The sequence below is a fragment of the Mycobacterium sp. shizuoka-1 genome, from assembly GCF_002723835.1.
Taxonomy (GTDB): Bacteria; Actinomycetota; Actinomycetes; order Mycobacteriales; family Mycobacteriaceae; genus Mycobacterium.
In genome coordinates, this window is record NZ_BEWG01000020.1 from 55,087 (window position 1) to 69,594 (window position 14,508).

The following is a 14,508-nucleotide window of genomic DNA, read 5'->3' on the forward strand; positions in this document are numbered from 1 at the left end:
CGATGAGCGCCCCGGATTTCGTGCCGCGCCCCCAGCTGGCCGAGGATGTCGCCCGCTTCGTCCGGACCCGGATCTTCAACGGCACCTACCCCGCCGGGGAATACATCCGGCTCGATCAGCTCGCCGCCGAACTCGGCATCAGTGTGACGCCGGTACGGGAAGCCCTGTTCGAGTTGCGCGGGGAAGGCCTGCTGGACCAGTTGCCCCGGCGCGGGTTCGTGGTGCTGCCGTTCACCGACCGGGACATCACCGACGTCTCGAACCTTCAGGCCTACGTGGGCGGCGAGTTGGCCGCCCGAGCTGCGCTCAGCATCACCGACGAGCAATTGCGGGAGCTGTCGGCAGTCCACGAGGAGCTGGTGGCGGCCTACGCCGCCAACGATGCCCGCGCGGTGCGGCTCAACCATGAGTTCCACCGAGCCATCAACGTCGCTGCCCAGTCGCCGAAGCTCGCGCAGCTGATGTCCCAGATCACCCGGTACGCACCCGAATCGGTATTCCCCACCATCGAGGGCTGGCCGGCCAAGTCGGTCGCCGACCACAAGCGGATCCTGGCGGCGCTCAAAGCGCGCGACGCCGAGCGGGCCAAAGCCGCCATGTCGGCGCATCTGGCCGCCGGTGCCGGTCCGCTGATCGAGCACCTGGTGAAACAGGGTGTGGCGCAGCGATTTCACACCACCGAATAGCCCGGCGGCAGTGCGGTCTCCAGCTGGTCGGTGCGGAACTCGAATGTCATTATGTCACCGAGGTATTCGATCTCGATGCCTCGAACCTCCGACTGCAGCAGACGGCGGGCGGCGGTATTGACCGTATCCATCTGACCGCAGACCAGCGCGCTCGGTGGAAGCTGCGCCAACGTCCATCTCAGTGCCCAGCGCCCGAGGCCCCGGCGCTGCCATGGAGTGGCGATGAGTCCTGCCAATTCGTATCCGCCGTCATCGTTGTGACAGCACAGGAACGTCCCACAGGCCACGCCGGCCACCCTGACCAGACTGGCGACATCGCCAGGGGCCCGCGGTAACGTCCAATCCACGTTCTCGGCCCGCTGCAGCGGGTTGCCGAACCTCATTTTGAGGTCGTCCGCCGAACATGCGGCCAGTACCTGGGCGATGATCAGCCGATCGGCGGGGACCCGTCGCAGTCGGCGCACATGTGTTGTGGCAGAGCGTGAGCAGTCCGTAGGTGCGCTCATGGGCGAGGGCGGATCCGGTAGATCGTCTGCTGGCCGAGGGCTACCAAGGTGGTGCTCTGGCCATCGTTGACACTGACGCGCAGGGAACAGGTGGTCAGGGTTCGCCCCGCGCGCACCACCGTGCCGACGGCCACCAACTCGTTTCCCCGCGCGGGGGCGATGAGATTGAGGTGCAACGATACGGTCAGCACATCGGAGCCCTGTGGGTGCACGGACAGAGCCGCATAGCCGCCCGCCGTGTCCGCGATGGCGGAGGTGGCACCAGCGTGGAAATACCCGTGCTGCTGGGTGAGATCCGTCCGGTGGGACAGCCGCACCTGGATCTGCCCCATACGGACCACGGACAGTTCTGCGCCGAGATGTCGCATCAAGCCCTGCCGCGCGAAGCTGCTGCGAATGTCTGCGGCGACGGCTGGGTCAAGCGAAGGACCATCAAGATCGGACATGAGGGTGAATCAACACTGGCCGAGCGCCGGTCGACAGAGCCAATTCCAGGCTTGGGGAGCGGGCGTGGGCGAAATGGCCCTGTGATCGCGATCTGTGCCCTGGCATCGTGAAGACGATTCGGAAGGGAGGGTGCTGTCGTGTCCCCAGAACAGGCCAGATTGTTCGCCCGACAGTGGGCGGAGGCGTGGAACCGCCACGACATCGAGGAGGTTCTGGTCCACTTCGCCGAGGACGTCGAGTTCTCCTCACCGTTGATCGCGACAGTGCTGCCCGGCGGGACTGGCACGGTGGTGGGCAAGGCGGCCCTGCGTCAGTACTGGTGCGCCGGCATCGATCGCTTCCCCGACTTGCGCTTCGACATTGTCGACGTCTATTTCGGTGTCCGGGCACTTGTCATCCGGTACCGAAATCAGCTCGGCCGCAGAGTCTGCGAAGTTCTTGAGTTCAATACAGCGGGACTGGTGGTCCGTGGATTCGGGTGTTACGAAATCGGCGAGTAGCCGCTAGACCGTGGCCGCCACCCGATGGGTGTATTCGTGCCAGGCGGCACTGAGCCGGTCTACCGCCAGGTCAAGGACTCCGTCATCGTGTCCTGCCGACAGCCAGATGGAGTCATGGTGTTGACCTTCAACGCAATACCGGGCGCCGACCCCGATCGCGACGCCGAACCGCCGGGCGGTGTGGGCGAAGGTGATCGCTTCGGGGACGGGAAGTCGGACCCATATGCCCGCACCGTGGCCCTGCGATTGAGGGACCCACGGCGGCAACGCATCGCGAAGCAGGTCGATCAGGCGCCCACGACGGCTGGCGGTGCGGGTCCGCAATCCGGCGAACCAGTCGGAGTCGGCGGCCGTCAGTGCTCGCGCAGCCAACAGTTGCACACCGACGCCCGGGCCGCGGAAATACTCGGGCATACGGAATCTGGCAGACAGAGGTTCTGGGATCCGGAGCCAGCCGATGCCCAGTCCGGACCACAGCACCTGATCCAAGTGGCCCACGGTGACCACATGTTCGGACAATGCCGCCAGCGGGCCACCGTCCCCGTCCGGCGCACGCAGGTACGCCGTGTCGGACGCATCCTCGACTGCCAGCACCGCGCCGTGTTCGAGGGACTGTGCCAGCCGGTGGCGACGCGACTGTACGAGACCGACGCCGGTCGGTCCGGTGGTGGGGGAGACCAGTAGTGCGGAATCCGGTGCTGCCTTTCGGGTCAGGCGCTGGAGCCCGGCGATGTCGACGCCGAACTGGTCGGTACGGACGGGAATGACCCGTCGGGCCGACTGTCCGACCACTGTCACGGCATCCGGCCACGTAGGGCAGGCCACGAATACGTTGCGTCCGGTCAGTGCCAGACCGGCCCAGGCGAGTTCCAGTGATTGCGGACCACCATTGGTGACGAAAATCTGGTCGGCGTCGGTCGGCACCGCCAGAGTGTCGGACATGAAGTGCGCCAACGCCCGTCGCAATGCCGGGATCCCACCGGCCGGATGTCCCCCGGCGGACAGAACCGAGGGCGTGAACACGGGATCGTAGGCGGGCAGCTCATCCGGGGACGCCGGCCCTGCCATGGACAGGTCCAGCACGTCGTCGTCGGATGCGCCTAAGGCATTGTGCCGCGACACTCCTGCGGTGCGCCGAGTCCGGACATACGTCCCGGACCCCTGGATTCGTTCGAGCAACCCCTCGGTGACCAGTTCGTCGAACGCCCGCACCACCGTTCCGCGGCTCACGCCCACCAGATCTGCCAGCACGCGTTCGGCTGGGACACGTTGTCCCGGGACGATCAAGCGGTGTCGTGCGGCGTTGCGGACGGCTTCAGCGATCTGCGAGTAGCGAGCGCCCGGCAGGTTGGCCCATCCCTCGAGCGCTATCGTCGACCACCACATGTTCTGGTCCATTCCGACACATTGGCACTGTCGTCGTCGAACGGGCAAGACGACAGTGGTGAGCGACGACCACAAGGGGTCGTATCGGTAAGGAGGTCTCATGGCATCGCCCGCGGCGACACTGGCACGACGGCTGTGGGAGTCCATCGAACCCGTGCACGCTGCGGTCTACTTCGACGATGCTGCGCGTTCAGTGGCTGTCGGTCTCGGGATGAGCGGCTACTGGATGGGGTATTTCTCTGCGCGGTCGGCACCCTTGGGGGCGATGGCACCTGGCCCGGTCGCCGCCATGTTCTACAGCTTCGCGCCGGGCAGAGTGGCCAGGGCACTGCCCGAGGCGTGGCAACACGCAGACCCGGCCACGGTGCTGCAGGCGCGAATCGACACGGCCGTCACTGTGCTGCGGCCACACCTGGAAGCCCTCTCGGTGGCCGACCTCGACAGGCTCGCGGCGCTGCTGGAGACGGCTGCGCAAGGGTGCGGATTCGACGGTCGGCCGTTGGCTGCGGGTTGGTCGCAGGTGCCGCTACCGGAATCGGTGGCCGCCCGCATCTGGCTGGCAGCGACGGTATTGCGGGAGCACCGCGGGGACGGTCACGTCCTCGCCTGTGTGCGCGAAGGGCTCGGTGGACTCGACGCGGTGCTGACGCACGTGGCCACCGGCGCGGTGACCCGAGATGTGCTGCAGCGGAACCGGGGCTGGAGCGACCAGGAGTGGTGCGCCGGCTTACGCAGGCTGCGGGCGCGCAAACTCATCGATGTCGACGGCCGCCTGACTCGCTCCGGAGGCATGCTGCGGCGCGAGATAGAGGATCGCACCGATATTCTCGCCGGTGACCCGGTGACGGTGTTGGGGCCGGCGGGCGTACAAGAGGTCATCGACATCGCCGCGCCGCTCAGCGCTCGGTTGTTCGATTGCGGGGCGATGTCGGAGCCGAACCCGATTGGCGTACCGCGTCCCCGTCGCTCATCGCCGGCATCCTGACACCGACGGCACGCGGGCACTCACACCACCGAGTAACCCTCCGGCAGTGGCCCGCGTCCGGTCAACGCCGCCAGCAGCGACTGAGTGTCGCCCCGCTCGCCGGCGATCGCCACGGCCAGCTCCGTTGCGCTATGGGCAACGTCGGGAGGGATGGTATCCGGCCGCCCGATCGCACTCGCCAAATCGAGGCTGTGTACGGCCAATTCGAATATCCGGGTGGGCAGGTAGTCGGAGAGTCGCATACCGCCGGCGATGGTGTGGATGACGATGTCATCCGCGGTACTGAGCAGCGCCACAGCGCGATCCCGCAGGTCGAGAATTGTGGTGAATGGTCGACTGCCGAGGCTCAGGGCGGCATTCTCTGCGCGGGATCGGATTTGCGCCGGGTCAACCATGTCCATCACGGCGAGGTAGTAGGCCGCGGCGCTGCGAACCTCGATCCGTTCGGCTGGTCGACCCAGATATTCGATCACGGTGACAAACGAACGGCTGATGTGCCCCACCAACATCCGCACCGTCCAGGTTCCCAGCGCCGGATCGTCCCAACGATCCGTCGGGACGTGTTCGACCAACGACACGGCGTGGTCGCCGGCCCGGCCGAACAGGGTGACCTGAGCTGGGAGGGATTGGGTGGTCGTTGGCATGAAACAGATTCCACCGGATCGCCCGGGCTGGGTAAAGGGCCGGTTGGCCGCGACTGGCTATTTTCCTCGATGCTGGGGTACACGGTGGCGCCGCTGCTGGCAGCCAGCGCGTCGCTCTGATCAGGCCAGCCGCGAAACAAACCAGCAGTTGTTGCCCGTGCGACTTCGTCAAGAACAGGCACAGGTCGGAGCCAAGGAGGCCTTCCGGGTGCGTGACGAACATTTCCACGTCGGCCGAGCACAGTGACGGGGACCACTTACCGTCAGCAATACATATTCTGCTATTTTTGTAACGTCTCAACGTCTAAGCGAGGTCGTCATGCCTGAACCAGTCATCGTCGGAGCCGTCCGTACCGCGATCGGTCGTTCGTTCAAGGGCACCTTGGTCAACACGCCGCCCGAGGTCTTGCTCGCAGCCGTGCTGCCCGAAGTGGTTCGCCGGGCAGGCGTCGATCCGAACGTCATCGACGACATCATCATCGCCGAATCGCACTACGGTGGCGGGGATCTCGCGCGTTATGCAGCGCTCGTCGCGGGCTTCGAGAATGCGCCCGGCCAGGCCGTCAACCGGCACTGCGCGGGCAGCCTGACCGCGATCGGCAACGCCTCGGCCCAGATCGGCTCGGGCATGGAGACGGTGCTGATCGCCGGCGGTGTGCAGTCGCTGTCGATGACCCCGCTGATGAACCAGCGCATCCCCGGGCCGGAGCTGAAGTTCGAGGAGCGCTGGCTGCCGCCGATCCACGTCGAATCACCAGATGCGCCCGCGCGCGACATGTCGATCACGGTCGGCTGGAACACCGCGCAGTCCTACGGGATCAGCCGCGAACAGCTCGACGAATGGGCCGCGCGCAGCCACCAGCGCGCCGTCGCCGCCCAGGACGCCGGCAAGTTCACCGACGAGATCATCCCGCTGAAGGTGGAGCAGGTCGACGGCTCGGTCACCGAGTTCTCCGTCGACGAGCACCCGCGTCGCGACACCACCGTGGAGAAGCTCGCCGGCCTCAAGGTGCTGCACCCGGAGATCGAGGGCTTCTCGATCACCGCGGGTAACAGCAGCGGCACCAACGACGCCGCCGCCGCCGTCGCGCTGACCGACCGTGACTACGCGACCGCCAACGGGCTCGACGTCATGGCCACCGTGAAGGCCTGGGGAGCCGCGGGCGTGCCCGCGCGCGACACCGGCCTCGGTGCGGTCGCGGTCATCGGCAAGGTGCTCGACCGGGCCGGCCTCACGCCCTCGGATGTGGCGCTGTGGGAGATCAACGAGGCCTTCGCCTCGGTGCCGATCGCTGCGTGCAAGGAGTACGGCATCGACGACGAGCTGGTGAACTTCTCCGGCAGCGGCTGCAGCCTCGGTCACCCGATCGCGGCCTCCGGTGCCCGGATGATCACCACTCTGGTCTACGAGCTGCGCCGTCGCGGCGGCGGCATCGGCGTCGCGGCGATGTGCGCCGGCGGTGGACAGGGCGGCGCTGTCGTCGTCGAGGTCTAGTTCTTGCGGCGGCCCTTGGCCGCGGGCTTCTTGCCCTCCTCGATGAGCGCGGCCGCGTGGTCCAAGATGCACTCCAGGCCGTATTCGAAGTTGCGGTCGTCGGCTGCGCCGATCCGGTGTCCCTCGCCGCTCACCCGCGCCAGCAGAGGTGTGCTCTGCGCGTTGCCGACGATCGCGTCCTCGAGCAGGTGCCCGTCGCTGTCCGAAGCCCGGTTCTTCTGGTAAAGCCGTTGCAGCACAACCGAACCCCGAACATGGACGGAGACCGCCGAGTAGGTGTCGAACGCATCCTCGGCGGACAGCCCCGCCTCGACCAGGCTGGCAATCGCCTTTTCCACCTCCTGCTCACCGGCCCGAACCGCGCGCGGACTCAGTGCCGACCGGATCAGGATCAGATCGCACAGAATTGGGTTGCCCATGAAGGTCTTTCGCATCGCGCGCGCGTGGTTGGCCAGCGTTTCGCGCCAGTCGGCGGCTTCGACGTAGGGAGTGGCAAACACGTACTGGCGAAGCGCCCGGTCGGTCATCGCGTTGAGCAGCTCGTCTTTCTTGCGGAAGTACCAGTAGATGCTGGTGACGCCGACGCCGAGGTGCTTACCCAGCAACGGCATGCTCAAGTTGTCGATCGACACCTGCTCGGCGAGTTCGAAGGCCCCCGCGATGATGTCGTCGGGATTGATCGACCCACGCTCGCGCCGAGGGCGCTTGGTGGCGGTCGCTGGCTTGCCCACTGCAGGTCCACCTTCCGTTCAGATGCGGCTAGCAACCCTACTCCGGAGGGCCGTGTGAAGTGCGTCTCCGTCCGGGCGCCGGTCAGTTTCCGCTCGTTACTGTAAAGCCTATAGTAGGTTTTACCGATACCAGCGAGCCCGGGGTGCGGGAGTTGGCGGCGACCGTGAACCTGGGTTTGGCCGGCGCCACCGCCGGCGGTGATCTAGCGAGGCGTGCCAGGGCGAGCGGCTGGCGGCCTGCACCGCGGCCAAGGCAATGGTCGCCAGTCTCTCCACGGACCTGCCGCGCGCCGGGCTGCCCGACGAGGTGTCGCCTTCCCGGGCGTCGAGGCGCAATTCCTCCATGACCGGAGCCACTGTGGACGTCGACGGAGGGAGCGATTTCACCTGAGCCCATACGGTCCGGATCGCGACCGCGTACCGGTGGCTCTGCCCCGCCGGTCACCATTGCGGAAGGTGATACCGATATGTGTACAGTATGGACAAATCCGCATCCTGCGGGCCAGTTCGGGAGGTGTGCGTAGGTGACCGACACCCAGGCGGGGCGGATCGCGAATTCCGCTGCGACCCAGCCCGTTCTCTACGAGGTGCTCGACAGCGGCGTCGCGGTCGTCACGTTCAACCGGCCGGAACGGATGAACGGCTGGGGCGGCGGGCTGGCCGCCGGCTTTTACGCCGGAATGGACGCGGCGGAAGCCGACCCCGACGTTCGGGCCATCGTGGTGACCGGGCGTGGCCGGGCGTTCTGTGCGGGGGCCGACATGGGTGACCTGTCGTCCATCAGCTCGGCCGGCGTCGAGCGCGCGGGGGAGGCCGACATCAGTGCGGTGGTCGGCGAACGCCACCCGTTGTTCGTGACGACCATGAGCAAGCCGGTCATCGCCGCGATTAACGGCGCCTGCGCCGGCATCGGGCTGACCCAGGCGCTCATGTGCGATGTCCGGTTCGCCGCGGCCGGGGCCAAGTTCACCACCGCCTTCGTCCGCCGCGGCTTGATCGCCGAGTACGCCATCTCGTGGATCCTGCCCAAGGTGGTCGGCTGGGGAGCCGCATTGGACCTGCTGATGAGTGGCCGGGTGTTCTACGCCGAGGAGGCTTTCGAACTCGGCATGGTCAAAGAAGTCGTCGCGCCCGACGAATTGCTGCACCGTGCAGTCGAATACGCCGCGGACATCGCCGCCAACTGCGCACCGAGTTCACTGGCCGTGATCAAGCGCCAGGTCTACGGCGACGCGCTGCGCGAGGCGGCCGATGCCAGCAGGCGAGCCGAGACGCTGATGCACGAATCGATGCAACGCCCCGACTTCATCGAAGGCATCACCGCGTTTTTCGAGAAGCGGCCGCCCAACTTCCCGCCCCTGACCTGAGTTGAAAGGACGCCACCGATGACCCTGGACTACGCGGCGATCGACGTCGACAACCACTACTACGAGCCATTGGACGCGTTCACCCGGCATCTGCCCAAGGAGTTCGCCCGCCGCGGTGTGCAGATGCTGACCCAGGGCAAGCGCACCTTCGCCGTCATGGGCGGTGTGGTCAACCAGTTCATCCCCAACCCCACGTTCGACCCGATCATCGAGCCCGGCTGCCTAGACCTGCTGTTCCGCGGCGAGATCCCGGACGGGGTCGACCCGGCGTCGCTGATGAAGGTCGATCGCTTGGCCGATCACCCCGAATACCAGAACCGCGACGCCCGGCTGGCGATCCTCGACAAACAGAATCTCGAAACCGTTTTCATGTTGCCGACGTTCGCGTGTGGCGTGGAGGAGGCCCTCAAACGCGACATCGACGCAACCATGGCCTCGGTGCACGCCTTCAACCTGTGGCTCGACGAGGACTGGGGATTCGACCGGCCCGACCACCGGTTCCTCTCGGCGCCGATCATCTCGCTGGCCGACCCGGATACCGCGGTCGCCGAGGTCGAGTTCGTGCTGGCCCGAGGCGCCAAGATCGTGTGTGTGCGGCCGGCACCCGTCCCGGGCCGGGTCAAGCCCCGGTCGCTGGGGGACCCGTCCCACGACCCGGTGTGGGCCCGGTTGGCTGAGGCCGGCGTTGCGGTGGTGTTCCACCTCTCGGACAGTGGCTACTCTGCCATCTCGGCACTCTGGGGCGGCGCGGGAACCTTCGAAGGCTTCGGTAGGCGTGATCCGCTGGACAACGTGCTGCTCGACGACCGCGCCATCCACGATTCGATGGCGTCGATGATCGTGCACCAGGTTTTCACCCGGCACCCCAAGCTGAAGGTGGCCAGCATCGAGAACGGCTCGTACTTCGTGTACCGCCTGATCAAGCGGCTGAAGAAAGCCGCCAACACCGCGCCCTACCACTTCAGGGCGGACCCGGTCGAGCAGCTGAAGACCAACGTGTGGATCGCCCCGTACTACGAGGACGACGTCAAGCTGCTGGCCGACACGATCGGCGTCGACAAGATCCTGTTCGGCTCCGACTGGCCGCACGGCGAGGGCCTCGCCGATCCGATGTCATTCACCGCCGACATCCCGCAGTTTCCCGAGTTCAGCGCGAGTGACACCCGAAAGGTGATGCGCGACAATGCTTTGGAGTTGCTCGGCATCTCGGTGTCATCGGCGGCCTGAGCATGCCCGAATGGACGATCGGCGCGGTGCTCGACACGATCGCCGAGGCTGTCCCCGACCGGTCGCGGGCGAACTTCCTGGCCGGCAGCAAGGTCTCGTTGTCATGACGCGAAAAGTGATAGACGGTCTGGTCAACGTCCACTTCGGCGAGACCGAACAGCAACCGAGCTGGATGCTCAAGGTCCGCGACGACTATTTCAAAGGGCCACCGTCCATGTTCGCCCCGGTGGACATGGCCGAGCTGCTCGACGAGATGGACGAGCACGGGGTGCGCAAGGCCGTCTTGATGGACAACATCGTCACCCCGCACGTGACCGCGCGCAGGTTCGCCCGCGCTCGCCCCGACCGATTCGCGCTGGCCATGGGTGGGCTCAACCTGCTCACGCCGATGCCGACCCTGCGTGCGCTGGCCGCGGTCGTGGCAGACCTGCCAGTGGTGTATGCCGCTGTGGGGCCGAGTTTCTGGGGAGATGCGCAGTATCCGCCCAGCGACGCGGTTTACTATCCGCTCTACACCAAATGCGCGGAGCTGGACCTGCCACTGTGTCTCAACACCGGCCTGCCGGGCCCGCCGATCCCCGGCGAGGTGCAGAATCCGATCCACCTCGACCGGGTGTGCGTGCGGTTCCCCGAGCTGCGGCTGTGCATGATCCACGGTGCCGACCCCTGGTGGGACATCGCGATCCGGCTGATGATCAAGTACGAGAACCTGCGGCTGATGACGTCGGCGTGGTCACCGAAGCGCTTGCCGGACAACCTGCTTCATTACATGCGCACTCGCGGGCCGAACAAGGTGATGTTCGGCTCCGATTGGCCGGTACTGAGAATGCGGCGCGTCGTCCCCGAGGCCGCCGCGCTGGATCTTGCGCCCGACGTCCTCGACAACTACCTCTACAACAACGCCGCCGAGTTCTTCTTCAGGGAGCGCTGAATGGACCGTTACGAACTGCGCAGGCTCGACTACAGCCTCACCGAGGATCACACCGATGTGCAGAATGCCTATCGGCAGTTCTTCAAGGCCCACGCCACGATCGACACTGTGCGGGCCGCCGAGGCCACCGGGTTTGACAAGAGCCTGTGGGAACGCCTCTGTGCCATGGGCGCCACCTCGATGGCAGTCCCGGAATCCGCGGGCGGCGACGGGGCCACGCTGGTGGATCTGACCCTGGTGGCCGAGGAACTCGGACGCGTGATCGCTCCGGTGCCCTGGATCGACCACGTCTGCACCGCGAGACTGCTCGCCGGGTTCGACGCGCTCACCGACGAGGTGATGACCGGCAACCACATCGCCGGATTCGACGTCGCCCCGGCGAGCACGGCCGCAAGACGGCTGATCCCCATCGGTGCGATCGCCGATCAGATCGTCGTGTGCGACGGTGACGAAGTGGTGTCGCTGACGTTCGGAACCCGTCCGGTCAGGGTCGACAACATCGGCAAGCTGCCGATGGCCTGGGTGGATCCCGCAGCAGCGGACCGTCGCACCGTGCTGGGCGGCGGACCCGACGCGCTCGCCAGATTTGCGCGAGCGCGCGACGAATGGCGCCTGCTGACGGCGGCGGCGCTGGTCGGCCTGATCGAGGAGACGATGACCATCGCCGCCGAGTTCGCCAAATCCCGCTACACCCTCGGGGTACCGATCTCCACCCTGCAGGCGATCTCGCACCCGCTGGCCAACATGGTGATCACCGTCGAGGCGGGCCGCAACCTGGCGCGTCGCGCTGCCTGGTTCCTCGACAACGAGCCGGACACCCGGCCCGAGCTGGCGGCTTCGGCGTTCGTGTTCCTCGCCGAGGAGGCGGCACGGGCGGCCACCATGGCCGTGCACATCCAGGGCGGTCTCGGGGTGTCGTCCGAAGCCGCCGCGACCGCTTACCTGGTGCGGGCCAGGGGCTGGCCGCTGGCCGGTGGAGACCCGGGTGCGGCCGCCACACAGATCGCCCACATCATCGCCGACCGCGAAACCGCCTAGGAGGCAACCGCAATGGATTTCAGCCGGGTCGAGCTCGATGCCGAAGACCAGGCCTTCCTCGACGAGGTCCGCGACTTCCTGCGGACCCACATCACCGACGAGGTGATCGCGCACGACCGGGAGACCGGCGACAACTTCCACGAGGGCGTGCACCTGGCGCTCGGCGCGGCCGGCTATCTGGAGGCCGAGTGGAAGCCGGAATCTCAGGGCGGTTTCTCCCGGGTGCGCCGGCGCATCTGGGAGCTGGAGAAGCGGCGCTTCCATGTCCCCTGGGTCACCTGGGGGACCACCTCGATGGTGGCGCGCTCGGTCGACACGTTCGGTTCCGAGGAGCTCAAGGCCGAGGTGCTGCCGGGTGTGTTCAGCGGGCACGTCCGGTTGTGCCTGGGCTACACCGAGCCCGATGGCGGTTCCGACGTCGCCACCTGCAAGACCCGGGCGATGCGCGAAGCGGACGGAGCGAGCTGGGTGATCAACGGCTCGAAGATGTTCACCACGGGGGCGCACAATTGCCAGTACGTCTTCCTGATCACCAACACCGATCCGGCAGCATCGAAACATCAGAGTCTCACCATGTTTCTCGTGCCGCTGACTCTGCCGGGCATCGAGATCCAGGGCATCCGCACCGTCGACGGTGACCGCACCAACATCGTCTACTACACCGACGTCCGCGTTGACGACCGCTACCGGCTCGGTGAGGTCAACGGTGGCTGGACGGTGCTGCGAGAACCCCTCAACGTCGAGCACGGTGCGGTGGCCGCGGCCGCCGACGGATTGGCCGACGTGTCGATCATGATGCACCAGGCCAACTTCATGGCCACCGCCGTGGACAAGGTCGCCGCCAACGTCGGCCGACTCGACCCGAATGGCAAGCGCCCGGTCGACGACGGGGCGGTGGCCTATCGGTTGGGCCGCAGCGCGGCGCGCGTGGAGGCCGCACTGAGCGCACCGGGCATCTTCGGCCGGGTGGCGATCGCACAGACGATGCGCGACATCGGCCCGGACCTGATGGACGTGCTAGGTGCTGCCGCCGCGCTTCCCGTCGGCACCGACGGGGCGGCCGACGACGGGGCATCGGAGTACGTCTACCGGTTCGCACCGCTGTCCGGGATCTACGGCGGAACACTCGAGGTGTTCCGCAACATGATCGCGCAATACGTCCTGGGACTGGGCAAGCCCGCCTACGCGCCGCCGGTCAAAAGATGACCACCGAGCACAAGACCACCTGGCTGACCTGCGTCCCGGTGCGCGTCGAGCGCATCTAGGCGATCGCGCCCGACTCCTTGAGCGCCTCGATCCGATCCCAGTCCATGCCGATCTCCATCAACACGATCTCGGTGTGCTCGCTGGCTTGCGGGGCCCGGGTGGTCTCCAGCGGCTCGTGGTTGAACTGCACCGGCCCGCGGACCACCTTGAACGGAGCGCCGCCGTCGGCGGCCTCCACCTCGGCGATCATGTCGTTGGCCACCGCCTGCTCGTCGGCAGCCAGGTCGACCAGGCTCTGATACGGCGCCCACTGGCCCCGCATCGTCGTGAGTCGGTCCCGCCAATAGCCGAACGGTTTGGCGGCGACGGCGGCCGCGATCAGCTCACCGGCCGCCTGCGCGTTCTCCATCAGCGGCATCACCTCGCAGAACCGTGGGTCGTCGGCCAGTTCGGGAATCCCGAGGTGCTCGAAGGTGTCGCGGATGTACCTGGTCGGGCTGACGATGCACAGGTTGATCGTGCCGCCGTCGGACGTGACGTAGTTGCCCAGGAAGGGATTGAATGGTGAGCCACCGGATTTCGGCATCTCGGCGCGCATGCATTCGCCGGTGTCCATGCCCTGCGTGACGCTCGCGCCCGCCGCCCACCACGCGGTGCTCATCAGTGACACGTCCACCTCCAGGGCTTCACCGGTGCGTTCCCGATGCAACAGCGCCGCGGAGATGCCGCCGGCGATGTTCATCCCGCCGATGGAATCGCCGAACGCCGGAATGCCTTGGGCCAGCATGCCGCCGAGATCCTCGGGGGACAGCGCGTAGCCGATCCCGCTTCGGGTCCAGAACGCGGTCCCGTCATAGCCGCCGACATCGCGTTGGGGTCCTTTGTCGCCATAGGCGCTGCCGCGGGCATAGATGATGTTCGGGTTGACCGCCCGGATGTGCTCGACGTCGATCTTGTTCTTCTGCCGGACTCCCGGCATGTAGTTGGTGAGGAACACATCGGAGGTCTTGGCGAGTTCGTAGATCACCTCCTGTCCTTCGGGTGTGGAGATGTCGACCCCGACGCTGCGCTTGCCCCGGTTCGGATGCTCCATCAGCGGATGACGGTTGGGGTCCAGCTGGAAACCGCCCATGTAGAGAAAGCCCCGCTGGGTGTCGCCGCGCACCGGGTGTTCGATCTTGATGACGTCGGCGCCCCAGTCGGCGAGAATCGCGCCGGCCGCAGGCACGAACGTGAACTGTGCGACCTCCAGCACCCGGATTCCGTCCATCACCTTGATCACGATCAGTCCTTTCGCCACCGGGTGGTAACCACATTCTCACACCGCCACGGCCACCGGCCGGGAATCGCTTCATCGCT

At 66.6% G+C, this 14,508-nt stretch carries 15 protein-coding genes and 1 pseudogene; 10 read left to right on the forward strand and 6 right to left on the reverse strand.

The window, feature by feature from the left end; genetic code table 11:
- The first annotated feature begins 2 nt into the window (after positions 1–2).
- Positions 3–686 (forward strand): GntR family transcriptional regulator, encoded by a 684-nt coding sequence (locus tag MSZK_RS05495; RefSeq protein WP_099245625.1) that lies wholly within the window; start codon positions 3–5, stop codon positions 684–686.
- Here the strand turns inward: MSZK_RS05495 and MSZK_RS05500 are convergent.
- Together MSZK_RS05500 and MSZK_RS05505 are read right to left on the reverse strand one after the other, a co-directional pair.
- Positions 671–1,150 carry a hypothetical protein gene (locus MSZK_RS05500; protein ID WP_099245627.1) on the reverse strand — a complete coding sequence of 160 codons (480 nt, stop codon included), beginning with the start codon at positions 1,148–1,150 and terminating at the stop codon, positions 671–673. The genes MSZK_RS05495 and MSZK_RS05500 overlap by 16 nt on opposite strands.
- Before the next feature lie 38 nt (positions 1,151–1,188).
- On the reverse strand, positions 1,189–1,638 hold the full coding sequence (locus MSZK_RS05505) for a PaaI family thioesterase (RefSeq protein WP_099245629.1): 450 nt from the start codon (positions 1,636–1,638) through the stop codon (positions 1,189–1,191).
- A gap of 138 nt (positions 1,639–1,776) precedes the next feature.
- On the opposite strand from MSZK_RS05505, the gene MSZK_RS05510 reads away from it, so the two are divergent.
- Positions 1,777–2,139, forward strand: coding sequence for a nuclear transport factor 2 family protein (locus MSZK_RS05510; RefSeq protein ID WP_099245631.1), 363 nt, complete (start codon positions 1,777–1,779; stop codon positions 2,137–2,139).
- A 3-nt stretch (positions 2,140–2,142) separates the two neighbouring features.
- Here MSZK_RS05510 and MSZK_RS05515 read toward each other — a convergent pair whose 3' ends face one another.
- A complete protein-coding gene (locus MSZK_RS05515) occupies positions 2,143–3,537 on the reverse strand; it encodes a PLP-dependent aminotransferase family protein (RefSeq protein WP_158230551.1) in 1,395 nt (464 codons plus the stop codon).
- Between the two features lie 88 nt (positions 3,538–3,625).
- Between MSZK_RS05515 and MSZK_RS05520 the strand changes: the two genes are divergently transcribed.
- Positions 3,626–4,510, forward strand: a complete 885-nt coding sequence (locus MSZK_RS05520; protein ID WP_099245635.1) for a hypothetical protein — start codon at positions 3,626–3,628, stop codon at positions 4,508–4,510.
- Between the two features lie 20 nt (positions 4,511–4,530).
- Here the strand turns inward: MSZK_RS05520 and MSZK_RS05525 are convergent, their stop codons facing one another.
- On the reverse strand, positions 4,531–5,154 hold the full coding sequence (locus MSZK_RS05525) for a maleylpyruvate isomerase N-terminal domain-containing protein (protein WP_099245637.1): 624 nt from the start codon (positions 5,152–5,154) through the stop codon (positions 4,531–4,533).
- A 319-nt stretch (positions 5,155–5,473) separates the two neighbouring features.
- Here MSZK_RS05525 and MSZK_RS05530 point away from each other — a divergent pair, with 319 nt between their 5' ends.
- The gene (locus tag MSZK_RS05530; protein ID WP_099245639.1) at positions 5,474–6,649 is read left to right on the forward strand and encodes a thiolase family protein; all 1,176 of its coding nucleotides are present in this window, start codon (positions 5,474–5,476) and stop codon (positions 6,647–6,649) included.
- Here the strand turns inward: MSZK_RS05530 and MSZK_RS05535 are convergent.
- Positions 6,646–7,380 (reverse strand): TetR/AcrR family transcriptional regulator, encoded by a 735-nt coding sequence (locus tag MSZK_RS05535; protein WP_099245641.1) that lies wholly within the window; start codon positions 7,378–7,380, stop codon positions 6,646–6,648. The genes MSZK_RS05530 and MSZK_RS05535 overlap by 4 nt on opposite strands.
- A 280-nt stretch (positions 7,381–7,660) precedes the next feature.
- Here MSZK_RS05535 and MSZK_RS32830 point away from each other — a divergent pair.
- The 6 genes and pseudogenes from MSZK_RS32830 to MSZK_RS05565 all read left to right on the forward strand — a co-directional run.
- A pseudogene (locus MSZK_RS32830) lies at positions 7,661–7,771 on the forward strand (short-chain dehydrogenase); the annotation flags it as partial.
- 133 nt (positions 7,772–7,904) lie between these two features.
- Positions 7,905–8,747, forward strand: coding sequence for an enoyl-CoA hydratase (locus MSZK_RS05545; RefSeq protein ID WP_099245643.1), 843 nt, complete (start codon positions 7,905–7,907; stop codon positions 8,745–8,747).
- Positions 8,748–8,765: 18 nt separating this feature from the next.
- Positions 8,766–9,974 carry an amidohydrolase family protein gene (locus MSZK_RS05550; RefSeq protein WP_099245645.1) on the forward strand — a complete coding sequence of 403 codons (1,209 nt, stop codon included), beginning with the start codon at positions 8,766–8,768 and terminating at the stop codon, positions 9,972–9,974.
- A 103-nt stretch (positions 9,975–10,077) separates the two neighbouring features.
- Entirely contained in the window at positions 10,078–10,905 is an 828-nt protein-coding gene (locus tag MSZK_RS05555) for an amidohydrolase family protein (protein WP_099245647.1), read from the forward strand.
- A complete protein-coding gene (locus MSZK_RS05560) occupies positions 10,906–11,943 on the forward strand; it encodes an acyl-CoA dehydrogenase family protein (RefSeq protein ID WP_099245649.1) in 1,038 nt (345 codons plus the stop codon).
- A 12-nt stretch (positions 11,944–11,955) separates the two neighbouring features.
- Positions 11,956–13,149, forward strand: a complete 1,194-nt coding sequence (locus MSZK_RS05565; RefSeq protein ID WP_099245651.1) for an acyl-CoA dehydrogenase family protein — start codon at positions 11,956–11,958, stop codon at positions 13,147–13,149.
- Between the two features lie 55 nt (positions 13,150–13,204).
- Here MSZK_RS05565 and MSZK_RS05570 read toward each other — a convergent pair whose 3' ends face one another.
- Positions 13,205–14,419, reverse strand: coding sequence for a CaiB/BaiF CoA-transferase family protein (locus MSZK_RS05570; RefSeq protein ID WP_199203211.1), 1,215 nt, complete (start codon positions 14,417–14,419; stop codon positions 13,205–13,207).
- Between the last annotated feature and the right edge of the window lie 89 nt (positions 14,420–14,508).

Bases quoted from the DNA above. Each gene is read 5' to 3' on its own strand.
- MSZK_RS05505 (WP_099245629.1), bottom strand. From the start codon at position 1,638: ATGTCCGATCTTGATGGTCCTTCGCTTGACCCAGCCGTCGCCGCAGAC.
- MSZK_RS05570 (WP_199203211.1), bottom strand. From the start codon at position 14,419: ATGGACGGAATCCGGGTGCTGGAGGTCGCACAGTTCACGTTCGTGCCT.
- MSZK_RS05495 (WP_099245625.1), top strand. From the start codon at position 3: ATGAGCGCCCCGGATTTCGTGCCGCGCCCCCAGCTGGCCGAGGATGTC.
- MSZK_RS05515 (WP_158230551.1), bottom strand. From the start codon at position 3,537: ATGGACCAGAACATGTGGTGGTCGACGATAGCGCTCGAGGGATGGGCC.
- MSZK_RS05565 (WP_099245651.1), top strand. From the start codon at position 11,956: ATGGATTTCAGCCGGGTCGAGCTCGATGCCGAAGACCAGGCCTTCCTC.
- MSZK_RS05550 (WP_099245645.1), top strand. From the start codon at position 8,766: ATGACCCTGGACTACGCGGCGATCGACGTCGACAACCACTACTACGAG.
- MSZK_RS05530 (WP_099245639.1), top strand. From the start codon at position 5,474: ATGCCTGAACCAGTCATCGTCGGAGCCGTCCGTACCGCGATCGGTCGT.
- MSZK_RS05555 (WP_099245647.1), top strand. From the start codon at position 10,078: ATGACGCGAAAAGTGATAGACGGTCTGGTCAACGTCCACTTCGGCGAG.
- MSZK_RS05525 (WP_099245637.1), bottom strand. From the start codon at position 5,154: ATGCCAACGACCACCCAATCCCTCCCAGCTCAGGTCACCCTGTTCGGC.
- MSZK_RS05520 (WP_099245635.1), top strand. From the start codon at position 3,626: ATGGCATCGCCCGCGGCGACACTGGCACGACGGCTGTGGGAGTCCATC.
- MSZK_RS05560 (WP_099245649.1), top strand. From the start codon at position 10,906: ATGGACCGTTACGAACTGCGCAGGCTCGACTACAGCCTCACCGAGGAT.